The sequence below is a fragment of the Streptomyces sp. NPDC048479 genome, from assembly GCF_040651435.1.
In the GTDB taxonomy this organism is placed as follows: Bacteria; Actinomycetota; Actinomycetes; order Streptomycetales; family Streptomycetaceae; genus Streptomyces.
Genome location: NZ_JBEZKA010000016.1, coordinates 143,001 through 158,976 on the forward strand (window position 1 = coordinate 143,001; position 15,976 = coordinate 158,976).

The 15,976-nt window shown below is 69.5% G+C and carries 15 protein-coding genes; 8 read left to right on the forward strand and 7 right to left on the reverse strand.

Going from position 1 to position 15,976, the window contains the following annotated elements; all coding sequences use genetic code 11:
* Positions 1 to 13: 13 nt before the first annotated feature.
* Positions 14 to 181, reverse strand: coding sequence for a DUF3117 domain-containing protein (locus tag AB0D12_RS24575; protein WP_003966491.1), 168 nt, complete (start codon positions 179 to 181; stop codon positions 14 to 16).
* 300 nt (positions 182 to 481) lie between these two features.
* On the opposite strand from AB0D12_RS24575, the gene AB0D12_RS24580 reads away from it, so the two are divergent.
* Entirely contained in the window at positions 482 to 1,282 is an 801-nt protein-coding gene (locus tag AB0D12_RS24580; RefSeq protein ID WP_362686690.1) for an enoyl-CoA hydratase-related protein, read from the forward strand.
* Between the two features lie 6 nt (positions 1,283 to 1,288).
* Here AB0D12_RS24580 and AB0D12_RS24585 read toward each other — a convergent pair whose 3' ends face one another.
* Positions 1,289 to 1,882, reverse strand: a complete 594-nt coding sequence (locus AB0D12_RS24585; protein ID WP_362686693.1) for a DNA-3-methyladenine glycosylase I — start codon at positions 1,880 to 1,882, stop codon at positions 1,289 to 1,291.
* On the reverse strand, positions 1,879 to 2,232 hold the full coding sequence (locus AB0D12_RS24590; protein ID WP_362686696.1) for a DivIVA domain-containing protein: 354 nt from the start codon (positions 2,230 to 2,232) through the stop codon (positions 1,879 to 1,881). Before AB0D12_RS24590 ends, AB0D12_RS24585 begins: the two co-directional genes overlap by 4 nt.
* Positions 2,233 to 2,332: 100 nt before the next feature.
* Here AB0D12_RS24590 and folP point away from each other — a divergent pair, with 100 nt between their 5' ends.
* Positions 2,333 to 3,193, forward strand: coding sequence for a dihydropteroate synthase (gene folP / locus AB0D12_RS24595; RefSeq protein WP_362686699.1), 861 nt, complete (start codon positions 2,333 to 2,335; stop codon positions 3,191 to 3,193).
* Between the two features lie 272 nt (positions 3,194 to 3,465).
* Here the strand turns inward: folP and AB0D12_RS24600 are convergent, their stop codons facing one another.
* Positions 3,466 to 4,224: a TIGR00730 family Rossman fold protein gene (locus tag AB0D12_RS24600; RefSeq protein WP_362686702.1), complete on the reverse strand. Its 759-nt coding sequence runs from the start codon at positions 4,222 to 4,224 to the stop codon at positions 3,466 to 3,468.
* A gap of 79 nt (positions 4,225 to 4,303) precedes the next feature.
* On the reverse strand, positions 4,304 to 5,383 hold the full coding sequence (gene dapE / locus AB0D12_RS24605; protein ID WP_362686705.1) for a succinyl-diaminopimelate desuccinylase: 1,080 nt from the start codon (positions 5,381 to 5,383) through the stop codon (positions 4,304 to 4,306).
* A gap of 39 nt (positions 5,384 to 5,422) precedes the next feature.
* Between dapE and AB0D12_RS24610 the strand changes: the two genes are divergently transcribed.
* On the forward strand, positions 5,423 to 6,391 hold the full coding sequence (locus AB0D12_RS24610) for a hypothetical protein (protein WP_362686708.1): 969 nt from the start codon (positions 5,423 to 5,425) through the stop codon (positions 6,389 to 6,391).
* 321 nt (positions 6,392 to 6,712) lie between these two features.
* On the forward strand, positions 6,713 to 7,159 hold the full coding sequence (locus AB0D12_RS24615; protein ID WP_362686711.1) for an ATP-binding protein: 447 nt from the start codon (positions 6,713 to 6,715) through the stop codon (positions 7,157 to 7,159).
* A 102-nt stretch (positions 7,160 to 7,261) separates the two neighbouring features.
* Here AB0D12_RS24615 and AB0D12_RS24620 read toward each other — a convergent pair whose 3' ends face one another.
* Together AB0D12_RS24620 and fdxA are read right to left on the reverse strand one after the other, a co-directional pair.
* Complete coding sequence (locus tag AB0D12_RS24620) at positions 7,262 to 8,368, reverse strand: bifunctional succinyldiaminopimelate transaminase/glutamate-prephenate aminotransferase (RefSeq protein ID WP_362686714.1); 1,107 nt, start codon at positions 8,366 to 8,368, stop codon at positions 7,262 to 7,264.
* Positions 8,369 to 8,489: 121 nt separating this feature from the next.
* Positions 8,490 to 8,810, reverse strand: a complete 321-nt coding sequence (gene fdxA, locus AB0D12_RS24625; protein ID WP_018089397.1) for a ferredoxin — start codon at positions 8,808 to 8,810, stop codon at positions 8,490 to 8,492.
* 114 nt (positions 8,811 to 8,924) lie between these two features.
* Between fdxA and AB0D12_RS24630 the strand changes: the two genes are divergently transcribed.
* From AB0D12_RS24630 to AB0D12_RS24645, 4 genes are all read left to right on the forward strand, one after another.
* Positions 8,925 to 9,920 (forward strand): GNAT family N-acetyltransferase, encoded by a 996-nt coding sequence (locus AB0D12_RS24630; RefSeq protein WP_362686717.1) that lies wholly within the window; start codon positions 8,925 to 8,927, stop codon positions 9,918 to 9,920.
* 17 nt (positions 9,921 to 9,937) lie between these two features.
* Positions 9,938 to 10,792 carry a transglutaminase-like domain-containing protein gene (locus AB0D12_RS24635; RefSeq protein ID WP_327325885.1) on the forward strand — a complete coding sequence of 285 codons (855 nt, stop codon included), beginning with the start codon at positions 9,938 to 9,940 and terminating at the stop codon, positions 10,790 to 10,792.
* Between the two features lie 27 nt (positions 10,793 to 10,819).
* Positions 10,820 to 11,137, forward strand: a complete 318-nt coding sequence (locus tag AB0D12_RS24640; RefSeq protein ID WP_362686855.1) for a DoxX family protein — start codon at positions 10,820 to 10,822, stop codon at positions 11,135 to 11,137.
* A gap of 93 nt (positions 11,138 to 11,230) precedes the next feature.
* Positions 11,231 to 15,970, forward strand: coding sequence for a DUF6531 domain-containing protein (locus tag AB0D12_RS24645; protein ID WP_362686720.1), 4,740 nt, complete (start codon positions 11,231 to 11,233; stop codon positions 15,968 to 15,970).
* Positions 15,971 to 15,976: the final 6 nt, after the last annotated feature.

The window sequence follows — 15,976 nt, forward strand, 5'->3', positions numbered from 1 at the left end:
TGCGCTTCCCGCGTCAGCCGACGACCTTCTTCAGGGCGTCGCCGAGGGCATCGGCTTCGTCCGGAGTCAGCTCGACCACAAGCCGACCGCCGCCTTCGAGCGGAACGCGCATGACGATGCCCCGCCCCTCCTTGGTCACCTCGAGCGGGCCGTCGCCCGTCCGCGGCTTCATGGCCGCCATGCTCGTTCCCCTTCCTGAAACCAGCTCATCGCAGCCGACAACCCAGGTGTCACCGGCATCGAACACATTGCTTCCAGGTCATTATCCCGCATGGCGGGACCCGATGACCAACATCAGTCGGCATCGCTTGCGCAACGCGCTCTCTCAAAACCACTCAAAGCGGCGATCCGCCTGCGATACTTCGCCACCGCCCACGGGCCCGAAGCGGAAGATTGTTTGACGCAGGTCACATGTTCGCCCCCGACGATCTCCGCCATGCTGGCCCTGAACACCACTCTTGAGCCGTAAAGGGGACCTGCCATGGCCGACTCCGTGCTGTACGAGGTGAGCGACGGACTCGCGACGATCACGATCAACCGGCCCGAGGCCATGAACGCGATGAACACCGAGGCCAAGGTCGCTCTCCGGGACTCGGCCCAGGCAGCCGCCGCCGATCCCGCCGTACGCGCGGTACTGCTCACCGCGTCCGGGCGCGCCTTCTGCGTGGGCCAGGACCTCAAGGAGCACATCTCCCTGCTCGCGGAGGACCGGGAGCACGGCACCGGCCGCACCATGAACACCGTGCGGGAGCACTACAACCCCATCGTGCGGGCGCTCACCGAGATGCCCAAGCCGGTCGTGGCCGGGGTCAACGGCGTGGCGGCAGGCGCGGGCCTCGGCTTCGCCCTCGCCGCGGACTACCGCGTCGTCGCCGACAACGCCAAGTTCACAACTTCCTTCGCGGGTGTCGCGCTGACCGCCGACTCCGGGGTCTCGTGGACGCTGCCCCGGCTGATCGGCCAGAGCCGCGCCGCCGACCTGCTGCTGTTCCCTCGCTCGTTCTCCGCACCGGAGGCGTACGAGCTGGGCATCGCGAACAAGCTGGTCCCCGCCGCCGACCTGGCCGCCGAGGCCGTCGCGGTGGCCCGTGCGCTGGCCGAGGGCCCGACCGTGGCGTACGCGGCGCTCAAGGAGTCCCTGGCGTACGGCGCGGGTCACACGCTCAGCGAGACGCTGGGCAAGGAGGACGAGCTCCAGGCGAGGGCGGGCGCGTCGGAGGACCACACAATCGCTGTCCAGGCGTTCATCGCCAAGGAGAAGCCGAAGTACCTCGGCCGCTAGAGGCCCCTAGCGGCCGGAGCCGGCTCCGCGGACGACACAGCCGCTCAGGTGGTCGTCGACGAGACCGCACGCCTGCATCAGCGCGTACGCCGTGGTGGGTCCGATGAAGCGCAGGCCGCGCTTCTTGAGGGCCTTCGCCAGCGCCGTGGACTGGTCGGTGACCGCGGGGACGTCGGCGATCGTGCGCGGGGCCGGTCGCTTCGCGGGATCCGGGGCGTACGACCAGATCAGCGTGTCCAGCTCACCGGCCGGCCAGTCGGCGAGCACGCGCGCGTTGGCGAGCGTCGCCTCGATCTTGGCGCGGTTGCGGATGATCCCGGCGTCGGCGAGGAGGCGCTCCTCGTCGGCGTCGGTGTACGCCGCCACGGATGCGATCTTGAAGTCGTCGAAGGCGGCACGGAAGCCCTCGCGGCGGCGCAGGATGGTGATCCAGGACAGGCCGGACTGGAAGGCCTCCAGGCAGAGGCGTTCGAAGAGCGCGTCGTCGCCGTGGACCGGACGGCCCCACTCCTCGTCGTGGTACGTGACGTAGTCGGCCGTGGACAGGCCCCACGGGCAGCGCAGCTTTCCGTCGGGCCCGGGTACGGCCTCGCCGGTCACTGGTCGCGCTCCTCGCCCGGCTTGGTGAACAGGTCGTGGCCACCCACCGCACGGGCCTGCGCGCCGGCCAGCGCCGACTCCAGCTCGGCGATACGGGCATCCCGCTCGGCGAGCTCCGCACCGAGGCGGCTCAGCACCTCGTCCACGTCCGCCATCCGGTAGCCGCGGGGCGAGACCGGCAGCCGGACCGCCTCGACGTCCGCACGGCCGACCGGGCGGCTGACCGGCAGCGGGTCCACCAGCTGCTCCGGGGCCACCTCGGGCAGGGCCGCACTGTCGCCGCCGCCGACCACGGCGAGGGTGACCGCGGCGACGACCACGACCATCGCGATCAGCAAGAACAAGAACACGAGCGAGCCTCTCCCCAAGCGGAAACTGTCCGGTGCTGATCGTGCCACGACAGTCTGAGAGTTAGGGTCGCAGGCGACGGACCTGAGGAGGAAACCGCTGATGCTGCGGCTGGGACGGCGCGAATTCGACGCGCACGAGCCGGTGATCATGGCGATCGTGAACCGGACGCCGGACTCCTTCTACGACCAGGGCGCCACGTTCCGGGACGAACCCGCGCTCGCCCGCGTAGAGCAGGCGGTGTCAGAGGGTGCTGCCATCATCGACATCGGCGGGGTGAAGGCCGGTCCCGGCGAGGAGGTGACGGCCGAGGAGGAGGCGCGGCGCACAGTCGGATTCGTGGCCGAGGTGCGCAGACGGCATCCGGATGTCGTCATCAGCGTCGACACCTGGCGGCACGACGTGGGCGAGGCGGTCTGCGAGGCGGGCGCGGATGTGCTGAACGACGCGTGGGGCGGGGTGGACCCGAAGCTGGCGGAGGTCGCCGCGCGGTACGGAGCGGGTCTGGTGTGCACGCACGCGGGCGGCGCGGAGCCGCGGACACGGCCGCACCGGATCGCGTACGACGATGTGATGGCGGACATTCTGCGAGTGACGGTCTCGCTGGCGGAGCGGGCGGTTGAGCTGGGCGTCCGCAGGGACGGGATCATGATCGACCCGGGCCATGACTTCGGGAAGAGCACCAGGCACAGCCTGGAAGCGACACGCAGGCTCGGGGAGATGACGGAGACGGGCTGGCCGGTGCTGGTCTCCCTGTCGAACAAGGACTTCGTCGGCGAGACGCTCGACAAGCCGGTGAAGGAGCGCGTCATCGGCACGCTGGCGACGACGGCGGTGTCGGCGTGGCTGGGCGCGCAGGTCTACCGCGTCCATGAGGTGGCGGAGACGAAGCAGGTCCTGGACATGGTGTCGACGATCGCGGGCCACCGGGCACCGGCGGTGGCGAGGCGGGGGCTGGCGTAAGGGGTGCCGGCCGCGGGTGGGGTTGCAAGCCCCCAGCCCCCGGCGGGGCTGAAATTCGGCCCCGCCGGCGATTGAGGCGCGGGGTCCGGGGCGGCGCCCCGAACCAAGCCCGTCCAAGCCCGTCCAAGCCCGTCCAAGCCCGTCCAAGCCCGTCCAAGCCCGTCCGGCGATTGAGGCCCGGGGTTTGGCGCGGCCGCGTTCCCCGCACGGCGGAGCCGCACATCGACACAGCGGGAAGGGGCGGGTCGGGGAACAGCCCCGCGCAGCGGCCCCTAGTGGCCCGTCTCCTTCGTGACCATCGCCACCGCCTCCTCCACGTCGTCCGTCACGTGGAAGAGAAGCAGGTCCCTCTCGGACGCCTTGCCCTGCGCCACCACCGTGTTCCGCAGCCAGTCCACCAGCCCGCTCCAGTACTCCGTGCCGAACAGCACGATCGGGAAACGCGTGACCTTGCGGGTCTGGACGAGGGTCAGCGCCTCGAACAGCTCGTCCAGCGTGCCCAGTCCGCCCGGCAGGACCACGAAGCCCTGCGCGTACTTCACGAACATCGTCTTGCGGACGAAGAAGTAGCGGAAGTTCACGCCGATGTCGACGTGCTGGTTGAGCCCCTGCTCGAAGGGGAGCTCGATGCCGAGGCCCACCGAGATGCCGTGAGCCTCCCGCGCACCCTTGTTCGCCGCCTCCATCGCGCCCGGGCCGCCGCCCGTGATCACCGCGAAGCCGGCGTCGACCAGCGCCCTGCCGATCCGGACGCCCGCGTCGTACTCGGGGGTACCCAGCGCCGTACGGGCAGAGCCGAACACGCTGATGGCGCTGGGCAGTTCGGCGAGCGCGCCGAAGCCTTCCACGAACTCCGACTGGATGCGCATGACCCGCCACGGATCGGTATGCACCCACTCGGAGTCGCCCTCCGTGTCCAGCAGCCGCTGATCAGTGGTGCCGGGCTGCACCTGTTCTCTACGGCGCAGCACCGGTCCCAGTCGCTGCTCCCCCAGCGCCCGCAATCCCTCGGTTCCCTCGGGGTCGCCCATGGCCTGCTCCCTCCGCCGCACAACGTTGCTTTGAGTCAGGGTAGGTCGGAGAACGTTACGAAAGGTGAAATCGGGGCGGTCAGGCAGTAAGCCAGTCTCGGAGCCGGTTCTCGCAGTGGGTGATCTTCTCCACCGCGACATGCTCGTCCCGCTTGTGGGCGAAGAGCGCGTCGCCGGGTCCGTAGTTGACCGCGGGCACGCCGAGCGCGCTGAAGCGTGAGACGTCCGTCCAGCCGAACTTGGGCTGAGCCGTCCCGCCGACGGCTGCCATGAAGGCGGCGGCCGCCGGGTGCGACAGGCCGGGCAGCGCGCCGCCCGTGTGATCGTCCACGACGAACTCCGCGACCCCGCAGTCGGCGAAGACCTCGCGGACATGGTCCTCGGCCTCCGCCATGCTCCGGTCGGGCGCGTAGCGGTAGTTGACCACCACGGTGCACTCGTCGGGGATGACGTTGTTGGCGACGCCCGCCTCGATGCGTACCGCGTTGAGCCCCTCCCGGTACTCAAGACCGTCGATCACCGGCCGGCGCGGCTCGTACGCGGCGAGCTTCGCCAGAATCGGCGCGGCCGCATGAACGGCGTTGGACCCCATCCAGCTGCGCGCGGAGTGTGCCCGCTCCCCCGTCGTACGGAGAAAGACCCGCAGCGTGCCCTGACAGCCGCCCTCGACCTGGGCGTCGGACGGCTCGAGCAGTACGGCGAAGTCACCCTCCAGCCAGTCGGCATGGGCATCGGCCACATGCCCCAGACCGTTGAGGTGTGCGGCGACCTCTTCGTTGTCGTAGAAGACGAAGGTGAGGTCGCGATTCGCCTCGGGGACGGTCGCGGCGATCCGCAGCTGTACGGCCACGCCCGACTTCATGTCGCTCGTTCCGCAGCCCCACAGCACGCCGTTCTGGTCGAGCCGGGACGGCACGTTGTCGGCGATCGGAACCGTGTCGATGTGCCCGGCCAGCACGACCCGCTCGGCGCGCCCGAGGTTCGTCCGGGCCACGACATTGTTGCCGTACCGGTCGACGGTGAGGTGCGGCAGGCCGCGCAGCGCCTGCTCGATCGCGTCGGCGAGAGGCTTCTCCTCGCCGCTGACCGATCGGAAGTCGACCAGGCGGGCGGTGAGCGCCGGAGCATCAAGAGTGAGGTCAAGCACGGTTTCGGGCATGACTCCGACCTTAACGCGGGCTCCAGTACGGTGGGCAGCGTGCCTGAGACCGCCTCTCCCCTCCGGCGCGGCCGCCTCCTGCGTATCGCGGCCGCGTTCGCCGTGCTGCTGGCACTCATCGGCTATGTCGTTGTGCAGTACGTCACCGGCGGCGGCGCTCCGCGCTGCACGGTGCGTACTGCCGCGGGCTCCACGTACGAGCTCAGCACGGAACAGGCCGCGAACGCCGCGACGATCTCCGCGGTCGGCACCACACGCGGCATGCCGGAGCGCGCGGTCACCATCGCGCTCGCGACCGCACTCCAGGAGTCGGGGTTGCGCAATATCAGCCACGGCGACCGTGACTCGCTCGGGCTCTTCCAGCAGCGTCCGTCGAAGGGGTGGGGCACGGCCGGGCAGATCCTCGACCCCGTCTACGCCTCCGGGAAGTTCTACGAGCACCTCGCCGAGGTCCCCGGCTACTCGCGGCTGCCGCTGACTGTCGCGGCACAGCGTGTGCAGCGCAGCGGTTTCCCGCAGGCGTACGCGAAGCACGAGCCGGACGCCACGCTGCTGGCGGCTGCGCTGACCGGCCGCGCGACCCGGGCCCTGACCTGCGAGTCGGGCAAGGGCAACGAGGCGGGCGACGCGTCGAAGGTGCGGGCCGAGCTGGTGCGCGCGTTCGGTCCCGAGGTGCTGCCGAAGGCCGGTACTTCGGGCCGGACCGGCGCACCGGCACCGCGCGAGGTGTCCGTACCGGTGCAGTCCACGATCGGGACGGACGGCGGCGGGGCGGCGCAGCGGGGCTGGGAGCTGGCGCACTGGGCGGTGGCGCGGGCGGACGGGCTGCGCATCGATGAGGTCTCGTACGCGGGCCAGGTGTGGAGCGCCAAGGAGTCCGGGAAGGGCTGGCGAGCGGCGGGCGGCACCTCGGCAGAGACGGGCGCGGAGGGTTCCCGGGCGGGTTCCCGCAAGGCTTCCGGCGCGGATTACCGTACCGGCGAAGTCCGAATTCGCCTCGCGCAGTAGTCCGCGCCATCCCTCGAACGAGGCACTCCGGTCACCTCCGGAAAAGGTGTCGGCCCGGCGTTCCCGCCAGTAGCGATCAGCCCCTCAAACCCCTTGCGGCAAAAGAGAAGTGACGGTTCGGCAGACCATTGCGCAATGGAATGTTTGCCCACCTTTACCCGAAGCCGATAATGCGACACATTGCCAACTCTTTGCCTTGGTCCACCGCAACTTCTCCCGCCCTCCAAGCAGTTGTCACTGCGTCCGAAAGCCGGAACGGCACTGCTGGACCAGCACCGGACAGGCACCATTCCAGACGTACTTCTCGCCTCAAGGAGCATCATGTCCCTCCCCCTGACCCGTCGGATCGCCCGTGTCGCGCTGCTCATCGCGGCGGGTGCAGCCCCCGTGGTCGGTGCGGTCGGCTCCGCAAGCGCCGCGGACCTTCCGCAGGCCCCCGTGGGCCTGACCGCGTTCGACGCGGACGGCGTCAGCAGCACTGCCGACGGTGCCGCGCAGAAGACCTCCGACCTGGCGGGCAACACCGGTGGCGACGCGGTCGAGCAGGCCGTCCCGGCCGCCGGCAAGGCTGTCGACAAGGCGGGCAAGGCGGCGGCCCCCGTCGCCCAGAAGGCGGCCGGTGACGCCGCGGGCAGCGCGGGTGACGCCGTCGGCAAGGCCGCCGGCACCGCGACCGGGCGGCTCGGTGGCAGCAGCCTGCAGACCGACTCGCTCGGTGGCGGCCTGCCCACCCAGCAGCTGCCGGTGGAGTCCCTGCCGCTCGGCTGACGATCAGCACACGGGAAGGGCCCCGGGAGTACGAACTCCCGGGGCCCTTCCCCATGTCCGGCCGAGGCATCCTCAGCCGCGAAGTGTTCGGCCGAGAGGTGTTCAGCCGAGGCGCTTGACCGCGGCCTCGACCCGCTCGTCCGTCGCGGTGAACGCCACGCGTACGAAGCGCTCGCCCGCCGTTCCGTAGAAGTCGCCGGGCGCGACCAGGATCCCCAGCTCCGCCAGGTGCGCCACCGTCTCCCAGCACGGCTCGTCGCGCGTCGCCCACAGATAGAGGCTGGCCTCGCTGTGCTCGATCCGGAAGCCGTGCGCCTCCAGGGCCGTACGCAGCGCGGCGCGCCGGGCCGCGTACCGCGCCCGCTGCTCCGAGACATGCGTGTCGTCGCCGAGTGCCGCGACCGTGGCGGCCTGCACCGGCGCCGGGGTCATCATCCCGCCGTGCTTACGGATCTGGAGCAGCTCACCGAGCACGCTCTCGTCGCCCGCGATGAAGGCGGCGCGGTACCCGGCCAGGTTGGAGCGCTTGGAGAGCGAGTGGACGGCGACGACACCCTCGTACGTACCGCCGCAGACGTCCGGGTGCAGGACCGAGACCGGCTCCGCCTCCCAGCCCAGCTCCAGGTAGCACTCGTCGCTGAAGACCAGCACGCCGTGCTCGCGCGCCCACGCGACGATCCGGATCAGCTCGTCCTTGGCCAGCACCCGGCCGGTGGGGTTGGACGGCGAGTTGAGCCAGAGCAGCTTCAGGCCGGTGGGGTCGAGCTGGGTCGGGTCGTCGTAGACCACGGCCTCCGCGCGCGCCAGCCGGGCGCCGACCTCGTACGTCGGGTAGGCGAGCCGCGGGTGGGCGACCCTGTCGCCGGGGCCGAGACCGAGCTGGGTCGGCAGCCAGGCCACCAGCTCCTTTGAGCCGACGACGGGCAGAACGTTCGTATGCGCGACATCGACGGCGCCGAGCCGCCGCTCGACCCATCCGGTGAGTGCGTCACGCAGCCCGGACGTCCCCCACACCGTCGGATAGCCGGGCGAGTCGGAGGCCTCGACGAACGCCTTCTGGATCAGCTCGGGGACGGGGTCGACGGGCGTGCCGACGGAGAGGTCCACAATGCCGTCGGGGTGGGCCGCGGCCGTCGCCTTGTACGGCTCGAGCTTGTCCCACGGGAAGACGGGAAGGCGCGAAGAGACTCGCGAAGAGGCTGCGGACACAGGACTTCTCTTTCTCGTACTCGTGCTCGTGCGTGGCTCGTGCAGAGGGCGTCAAACACCTCGGTCCCGTACGGACGACGAACCGTACGGGACCGGGGGCGATGCACTAGCGGGCCGCGGACTACTGGTTCTGCGGCGGCAGCGCTGCGATAAAGGGGTGGTCGCGCTCGATCAGGCCGAGCTTGGAGGCACCGCCGGGCGAACCGAGCTCGTCGAAGAACTCGACGTTCGCCTTGTAGTAGTCCTTCCACTCCTCCGGGGTGTCGTCCTCGTAGAAGATCGCCTCGACCGGGCAGACCGGCTCACAAGCCCCACAGTCGACGCATTCGTCCGGGTGGATGTACAAGGACCTGGAGCCCTCGTAGATGCAGTCGACGGGGCACTCCTCGATGCACGCCTTGTCCTTGACGTCGACACAAGGCTGCGCGATGACGTAGGTCACGCTGTCGTTCCTCCTCGGTAGGGCTGGCATTGCGCGGGAGCGCGGCGTCGTCGATGCCCACCCCTAGTATCTCCGTTCCTGGGCACGATCCGAACAGGAGGGGCTCGCAGACCTGTGGAATTCACTGGCGGCGGACGGCTCAAGGTCCGTATTACACCCGTTGACGTGGGTAAACGAGTGTCCGTGAGGTGCCTGATCGATCCCGGGGCCGGGGCCGAGAAGTTCACCGACACGGTCGGCGTTCTCACATCATGGGACAACGGTGTGCTGCTGATCACACGACGAACCGGAGAGACTGTCCGTATCCCGGAATCGTCCCTGGTCGCAGGCAAGGTCGTGCCCGCCGCGCCGGCCCGCCGCCGCGGTCCCGCGGCGGACTTCGAGGAGCTCGCCCGGGTCATGGCGCGCGCCTGGCAGCCGGTGGAGAGCGAGCGGCTCGGCGAGTGGGAACTGCGGGCGTCCGCCGGATTCACCCGGCGCGCGAACTCTGTACTGCCGCTCGGTTACCCCGGGCTGCCGCTCGACGAGGCGCTGGCGCGGGTGCGTACGTGGTACGAGGAGCGGGATCTGCCCGCGTATGTACAGGCTGCGACCGGGGCGGCGGGCACTCAGGAAGAGCTCTGCGCGGAGCTGGAGGCGCGCGGCTGGCGGCGCGAGGTCTCGGCGGAGGTACGGATCGGGGCCCTCGCCCCGATCGGCGACCTGGACACGGATGTGGCGCGGGTCCGGCTGTCGCGCTCCTTCGACGAGGCGTGGCTGCAGCGCTATCACCGCTTCGGTGTGCCCGGACCACATGTGCTGAGGGTGCTGGGCAGCGGCCCGTCGGTGTGGTTCGCCACGGTGGCGGGTGAAGGGACGGTTCCGGCTGCGATCGGCAGGTGTGTGATCGACGGCCGCTGGGCGGGCTTCATGGCGGTGGAGGTGGACCCGGCGTACCGGCGCCAGGGCCTGGCGACCACGGTGATGACAGCGCTGGCGCGGCGTGCACTGGAGGAGGGCGCGTCGGCGGCGTGGCTGCAGGTGGAGACGGACAATGACGGGGCGCGCGCGCTGTACGAAACGATGGGGTTCGCGACCCATCACCGCTACCACCACTTCCGATCCGCGTAGACGGGTACGAGTCGCGTATGCACGACAAATCCGCCGACAGGCCCGCCGGCCGGCCGTCCGACTGGCGTCAGCAGTTCGCCGAGGAGGCCCGCTCGGAGCGGGCGGACCTCGCTCTGATGTGCCTGCTCGTCGGCGCGGAGGCGGACCCATTCGTGGACGAGGCCGTTCTGGACGCTGCTCAGATCGAACTGGACCGGCTCGCCGGAATGCTCCCCTTCGGCCTGGTCGGCCCCCGCGCGTGGGCTGCGGCGCTGGCGGAGCTCCTGGGCGGCCGCTGTGACTTCGGCGGCTCGCCTGCCGACTACCAGCGCCTGGAGTCCTCGCTTCTGCACGAGGTACTGCGCCGCCGCAGGGGCCTGCCGATCCTCCTCTCGGTGGTCTGGATCGAGGTCGCCCGCCGGGCGGGCGCGCCGGTGTACGGGGTCGCGCTGCCGGGCCACTTCGTGGTGGGCTTCGGCGACCCGCACGAGCAGGTGCTCGCGGACCCCTTCGCGGGCGGCCGCGTGCTGACCGGCCCGGACGCGGAACTGCTGGTGGCGGGCGCGACGGGAGCGCCCCTGGACCCGTCGATGCTGATGCCCGCGGACCCGGTCGACGTGGTCGTGCGCATCCTGAACAACATCCGCGCCTGGGCTGCGGTCCGCCCGGAACGCTCCGACGTCGCACTCTGGGCGGTTGAACTGTCGCTGCTGCTCCCTTCACATCCGGCGAGGCTGCGCTACGAACGGGCCCAACTGCTCGTGGAGCGGGGTGAGTTCGTGACGGGGGCGGCGGAGATGGACGCGTACGCGGAGGTGGTGGCGGCGGTCGATCCGGCGACGGCGGAGGCGATCAGACGGAAGGCGCGGGTGGCGCGGGCGATGCTGAACTGAGTCCCGGACGTCCTGATCGTTCGGGATATCCCGGGCGTCCCGCGCGTCCCGCCTGTTCCCGGGCGGCCTGGGCGTCCCGGTGTCACACTCGCGCGCCGTCGTGACTCTCAGGATGCGGGCGCCCCCCGTTTGTGGATGCCCGTGCTCGGCGCCCCGAAGGCCGCGGCCGCACTCGGCCTTCTCGTCGGTTTCTGGCTCCCGGCACTCGGCACGGCGGCAGTCGGCCTCGTGCTCATCTCCGTCTGCGCGGTCGTGACCCATTTGCGGGTGCGGGACTACACGTTCGGGCTGCAGTACCCGTTCCTGGCGCCGGCCGCCGCAACTCTGACGCTCAGTCTGTTGTGACGTAAATCCGCATTGATCATCTACGCGGCCACATGAGACCGTATTCGCACATGCATTCTGCGAACGGCGTCTCAAACGGGGGGACTTCAAGCCGTGGCTGTGACCGTGCCGGACTGGGCCGACACTCTGCTGGATCTGATCGGCGTCTCGTGGCCGAACGTCGATGAGGACGCATACCGCGATATGGCGGACTCCTTGCGGGAGTTCGCCGAGGACCTGGAGGACGACGGGCAGCTCGCCAACAACCACGTACAGAGGCTCCTTTCGTCAGGACACGGCGAGGCCTTGGACGCCCTGAACGAGCACTGGGGAAAGGTCAAGGACAAGCACCTCAAGGACGTCACCTCGGCGGCGCGCACGATCGCCGGGGCGCTGGACACCGCCGCCGGGGCGATAGAAGTCATGAAGGGCGCCGCGCTGGTCCAGCTCGGCTATCTGGCGAGCGAGGCCGGGATCGCCATCTCCCTGATCCCGGTCACGGGCGGTCTGTCCGCGCTGATCGGCGCCGGGGCGATGCGTGCGACCCAGGAGGTCGTCAAGCGCCTGATCAAGGAGTGCGTGGAGGAGGCGGTCGGCTACGTCATCGAGGCGATGACCGAACCGGCTGTCGCAGCCCTCGAAAGCCTCGCTGCCGACCTCGTCGTCCAACTCGGCGCCACTGCACTGGGGTTGCAGGACGGCGTCGACCTCAACCAGGCCAAGCAGGCGGGCAAGGACGGCTTCAACGAAGGCGTGCAGGGCTCCAAGGAGGCGATGCACCTGGCCTCCGCCGGCGGCTCGGGCGGCGGAGGCGGCAAGGGCAAGGGCGTCCATATCGAGCACGGCGAGCACGACCACGCCTCCACCCGGCTCAACGGCGTCAGCGTCAACATCCACGGCAGGACCGCCGGCAAGCTGACCAAGGCCAAGACCCACCACGGCCGCACCCGCGGCCGCGACAGCATCGCCGAGGCCATCGACCCGGTCGCGGACAAAGCCATGGACGCCCTGGAGAAGGCCGTCAGGACGATGGGCAACCACGTCGGCAAGACGCTGCCCAAGGCCGTCAAGCAGATCTCCAAGGACCACAAGAACAACGACGACGACATCCGCGCCCGCTTCGCCAAGCAGCGCAAGGGCGACGACGGCCGTAGCGGGAAAAGGAACGCCGGAGACAAGGGACGCGGCCCCTCCTCGCGTACAAAGCCGGACTCCCTGCGCGGTGCCAAGAACGAGCCCCGCCGCAACGGCATCGAGCTGAGCAAGAAGACCTGCAAGAACGATCCGATCGACATAGCCACGGGCGAGATGACCCTGGCCCAGACCGACCTGTCCCTGCCCGGTGTGCTGCCGCTTGTGCTCCAGCGCACGCATCTGTCCGAGTACCGCTACGGCCAGTGGTTCGGTCGCAGTTGGGCCTCCACCCTCGACGAGCGCCTCGAACCCGATCCCGTCGGCCCAGGAGCCGTCTGGGCCCGCGAGGACGGCTCCCTCCTTGCATATCCCAGCCTGCCCTTGCCGGGCGGCGATCCCGTCATGCCCGTGGAGGGCCCGCGGCTTGCCCTGGCCCACGGAGGCCAGTACGAGGACACAACCACGTACACGGTCACCGAATCCGACACGGGTCAGACCTGGTCGTTCACCGGCAGCCCCTACCGGAGCTCGTCCGCGTACTGGCTGACCGAGCTGACCGACCTCAACGACAACCGCATCATTTTCTCTCGCCGTCCCGACGGCTCCCCCACCACCGTCAGCCATGACGGTGGATACACAGCCCAGATCACCACCGAAGACCAGCGAATCACCGCCCTCTCGCTGCGCACACCAGAAGGCCCCGTCACCGTCGCGACGTACGGCTACGACGAGCGCGGCAACCTGAACGCGGTCGTCAACTCCTCTGGGCTGCCACTGCGCTTTGGCTACGACGAGCACGACCGCATCAACTCGTGGACCGACCGTAACGACTCCACCTTCACCTATGTCTACGACGCCGTCGGCCGGGTCGTCCGCACCATCGGCCCGGCCGGCTACCTGTCGTCCACGTTCGAGTACGACGCCGAGGCACGGATCACCCGCTACACCGACTCCACCGGTGCCACCACTGCATTTCTCCTTAACGAACTCCTGCAGGTTGTCGCCGAGACCGACCCCCTGGGCAACACCGTCAGCCAGAGCTGGGACCGGTATGACCGCCTGCTCAGCCGCACGGACACGCACGGCCGGACCGCCTCTTGGGTCTGGGACGAGCGCGGGAATCTCACCGCAGCCCACGAATCCGATGGCTCGGTCACGACGGCCGAGTACAACGAGTTGGACCTGCCCACCGTCGTGACCGGTCCGGACGGGGCCGTCTGGCGGCGTGAGTTCGACGACCGCGGCAACCACGTCGCACTCATCGCGCCGGACGGTACGACGACACGCTTCGAGTACGACGGCCGCGGAGCTATCCTGACGATCACCGATGCCACCGGTGGTGTCGAAAGGTTCCAGCACGACGGCGTCGGCCTGCCGATCGCCCAGAGCGACACCATGGGCAGTGCGGCCACCATCATTCGCGATGCCTTCGGCCGCCCGCTCACGGTTACCGACCCCCTGGGTGCCACTACCACGCTGGAATGGAACGTCGAGGGGCTCCTAACTCGGCGCGTCGAGCCGGATGGAACCGAGCAGTCCTGGACCTACGACGCCGAAGGCAACCGGCTCACGGAGACCGTCGCCGACGGCAGGACGACCCGTTATGAGTACACCCACTTCGATCAGCCCACAGCCCGCACCGGACCCGACGGTGCCCGCTACGAGTTCTCGTACGACACTGAGCTGCGCCTCCGCCAGGTCCGCAATTCCGTTGGACTGCATTGGCAGTACCGCTACGACATTGCCGGACGCGTCACCTCGGAGACGGACTTCGACGGCCGGACGCTCCACTACAGCTACGATGCCGCGGGCCGCCTCCTCACTCGCACCAACCCCCTCGGCCAGACCATCACCCACCATCTGGACAACACGGGCCGTCTAACAGCCAAGGACGTGGACGGGACAGTCACGGCCTTCACATATGACAGGGCCGGGCGGCTCACGAGTGCCCGTTCCCCGCACTCGACACTCACCCTGGAGCGGGACCCGCGGGGTCGCCCCGTCGCTGAGACCGTCGACGGGCGGACCACCCGCTTCACCTATGACAGCCTGGGGCACCGCACTGGCCGTGTGACACCGAGCGGAGTGACGACCGCCGCCGAGTACGACGCGGCGGGCAACCGCACGCGTATGGACCTGGCTGGCCATGTCTTTGCGTTCGCCCACGACCCCCTCGGGCGTGAGCTCTCCCGCTCCTTCGGGTCGCTCGACCGGCCCGTCACCCTCAGCACCGTCTGGGACACCTCCGGCCGGGTCGGCGAAAGGTCGCTCACCGCTCAGGGCCGCATGCTGCGCTCGCGCGCTTACACCTACCGTGCCGACGACCAACTGCTGGCTGTCACCGATCTGCTGAGCGGGCAGGAACGGCGCTTCCAACTGGACGCGGCCGGGCGGCCGCTCAGGGTGGAGGCGCAGGGCTGGAGCGAGACGTACGTCTACGATGGCGAAGGCAACCAAACCTCCGCCCAGTGGCCAGACCAGGCGCCCTATCCCGAGGCGCGCGGCGAACGCATATATAGCGGCACCCGCGTCGAATCCGCCGGGGGACTGCACTACACGTACGACGCGGCGGGACGGATCGTCGAGCGCCGCAAGAAGCGGCTGTCGCGGAAGCCCGACATCTGGCGCTACCAGTGGGACCCCGAGGACCGGCTCGTGTCCTGCAGCACGCCCGACGGCACCCTGTGGACATACGCGTACGACGCCCTGGGGCGGCGGACGAAGAAGCGGAAACACGCACCCGACGGCCAGGTCGTGGCGGAGATCGCCTTCAGCTGGGACGAGACGCGGATCGCGGAGCAGACGGACAGCGCCACCGGTACCGTCCTGACCTGGGAACACGACGGGCACCGGCCACTGGCCCAGGCGGAGCACCGGCTCCGCGACACCGAGGGAACGGCTCCCGACGCGCACGGGCAGGACAGAGTCGACTCCCGGTTCTTCGCGATTGTCACCGACCTCGTCGGTACGCCCACCGAACTCGTCGACGAGACTGGCGAGATCGCCTGGCACAGCCGGGCCACCCAGTGGGGTACCACCACCTGGAACAGTGACGCGAGCGCCTACACCCCGCTCCGCTTCCCCGGCCAGTACGCCGATCCCGAAACCGGGCTCCACTACAACTACTTCCGCCACTACGACCCCGAGGCCGGGCGCTACGTCACTCCTGACCCTCTGGGTCTAGCCCCCTCGCCCAACCCGGTCGGCTATGTGGCCAACCCGGCAACCGGGTCCGACCCTTTGGGGCTGGCACCGTGCCTCCAGGGCCTCGAGGACATGGCCCACCGCATTGCCAAGGTATTCCCGCAAGAGCGGCAAAGATTCCAGACCGTCGCCGTCGTTCACGCGAACACACCACAAGGTCCGGCGATCTTCGTCTCCGGAACGAGCAGAACCCCCCTCAGCAAAGCTCAGGAAAAGCTCGCGAGGGAGATGGGTCTGATACCGCTCCCCAAGGACCAGTACCTTCCGAAGCCGCCGAAGGGGGCCAGAGGCGGTCACGCCGAGCAGAACATCGTTCACTTCCTCAATAGGATGCACAAGGAGGGTGAGAGTGAATGGCTGCCCACCCATGGGGCGGCCTCACGCAGCGTCTGCCCCGATGTCTGCGCGCCGCTCATCAGGCCGAGCGGCGGCCGGCTGACAGGCCCTGTCTACCAGGAGGACGGCCCCACACATCGACGGCAGTTCCACTGGCCCGGCCGTTACACAGAGGAGTAGAAGGAA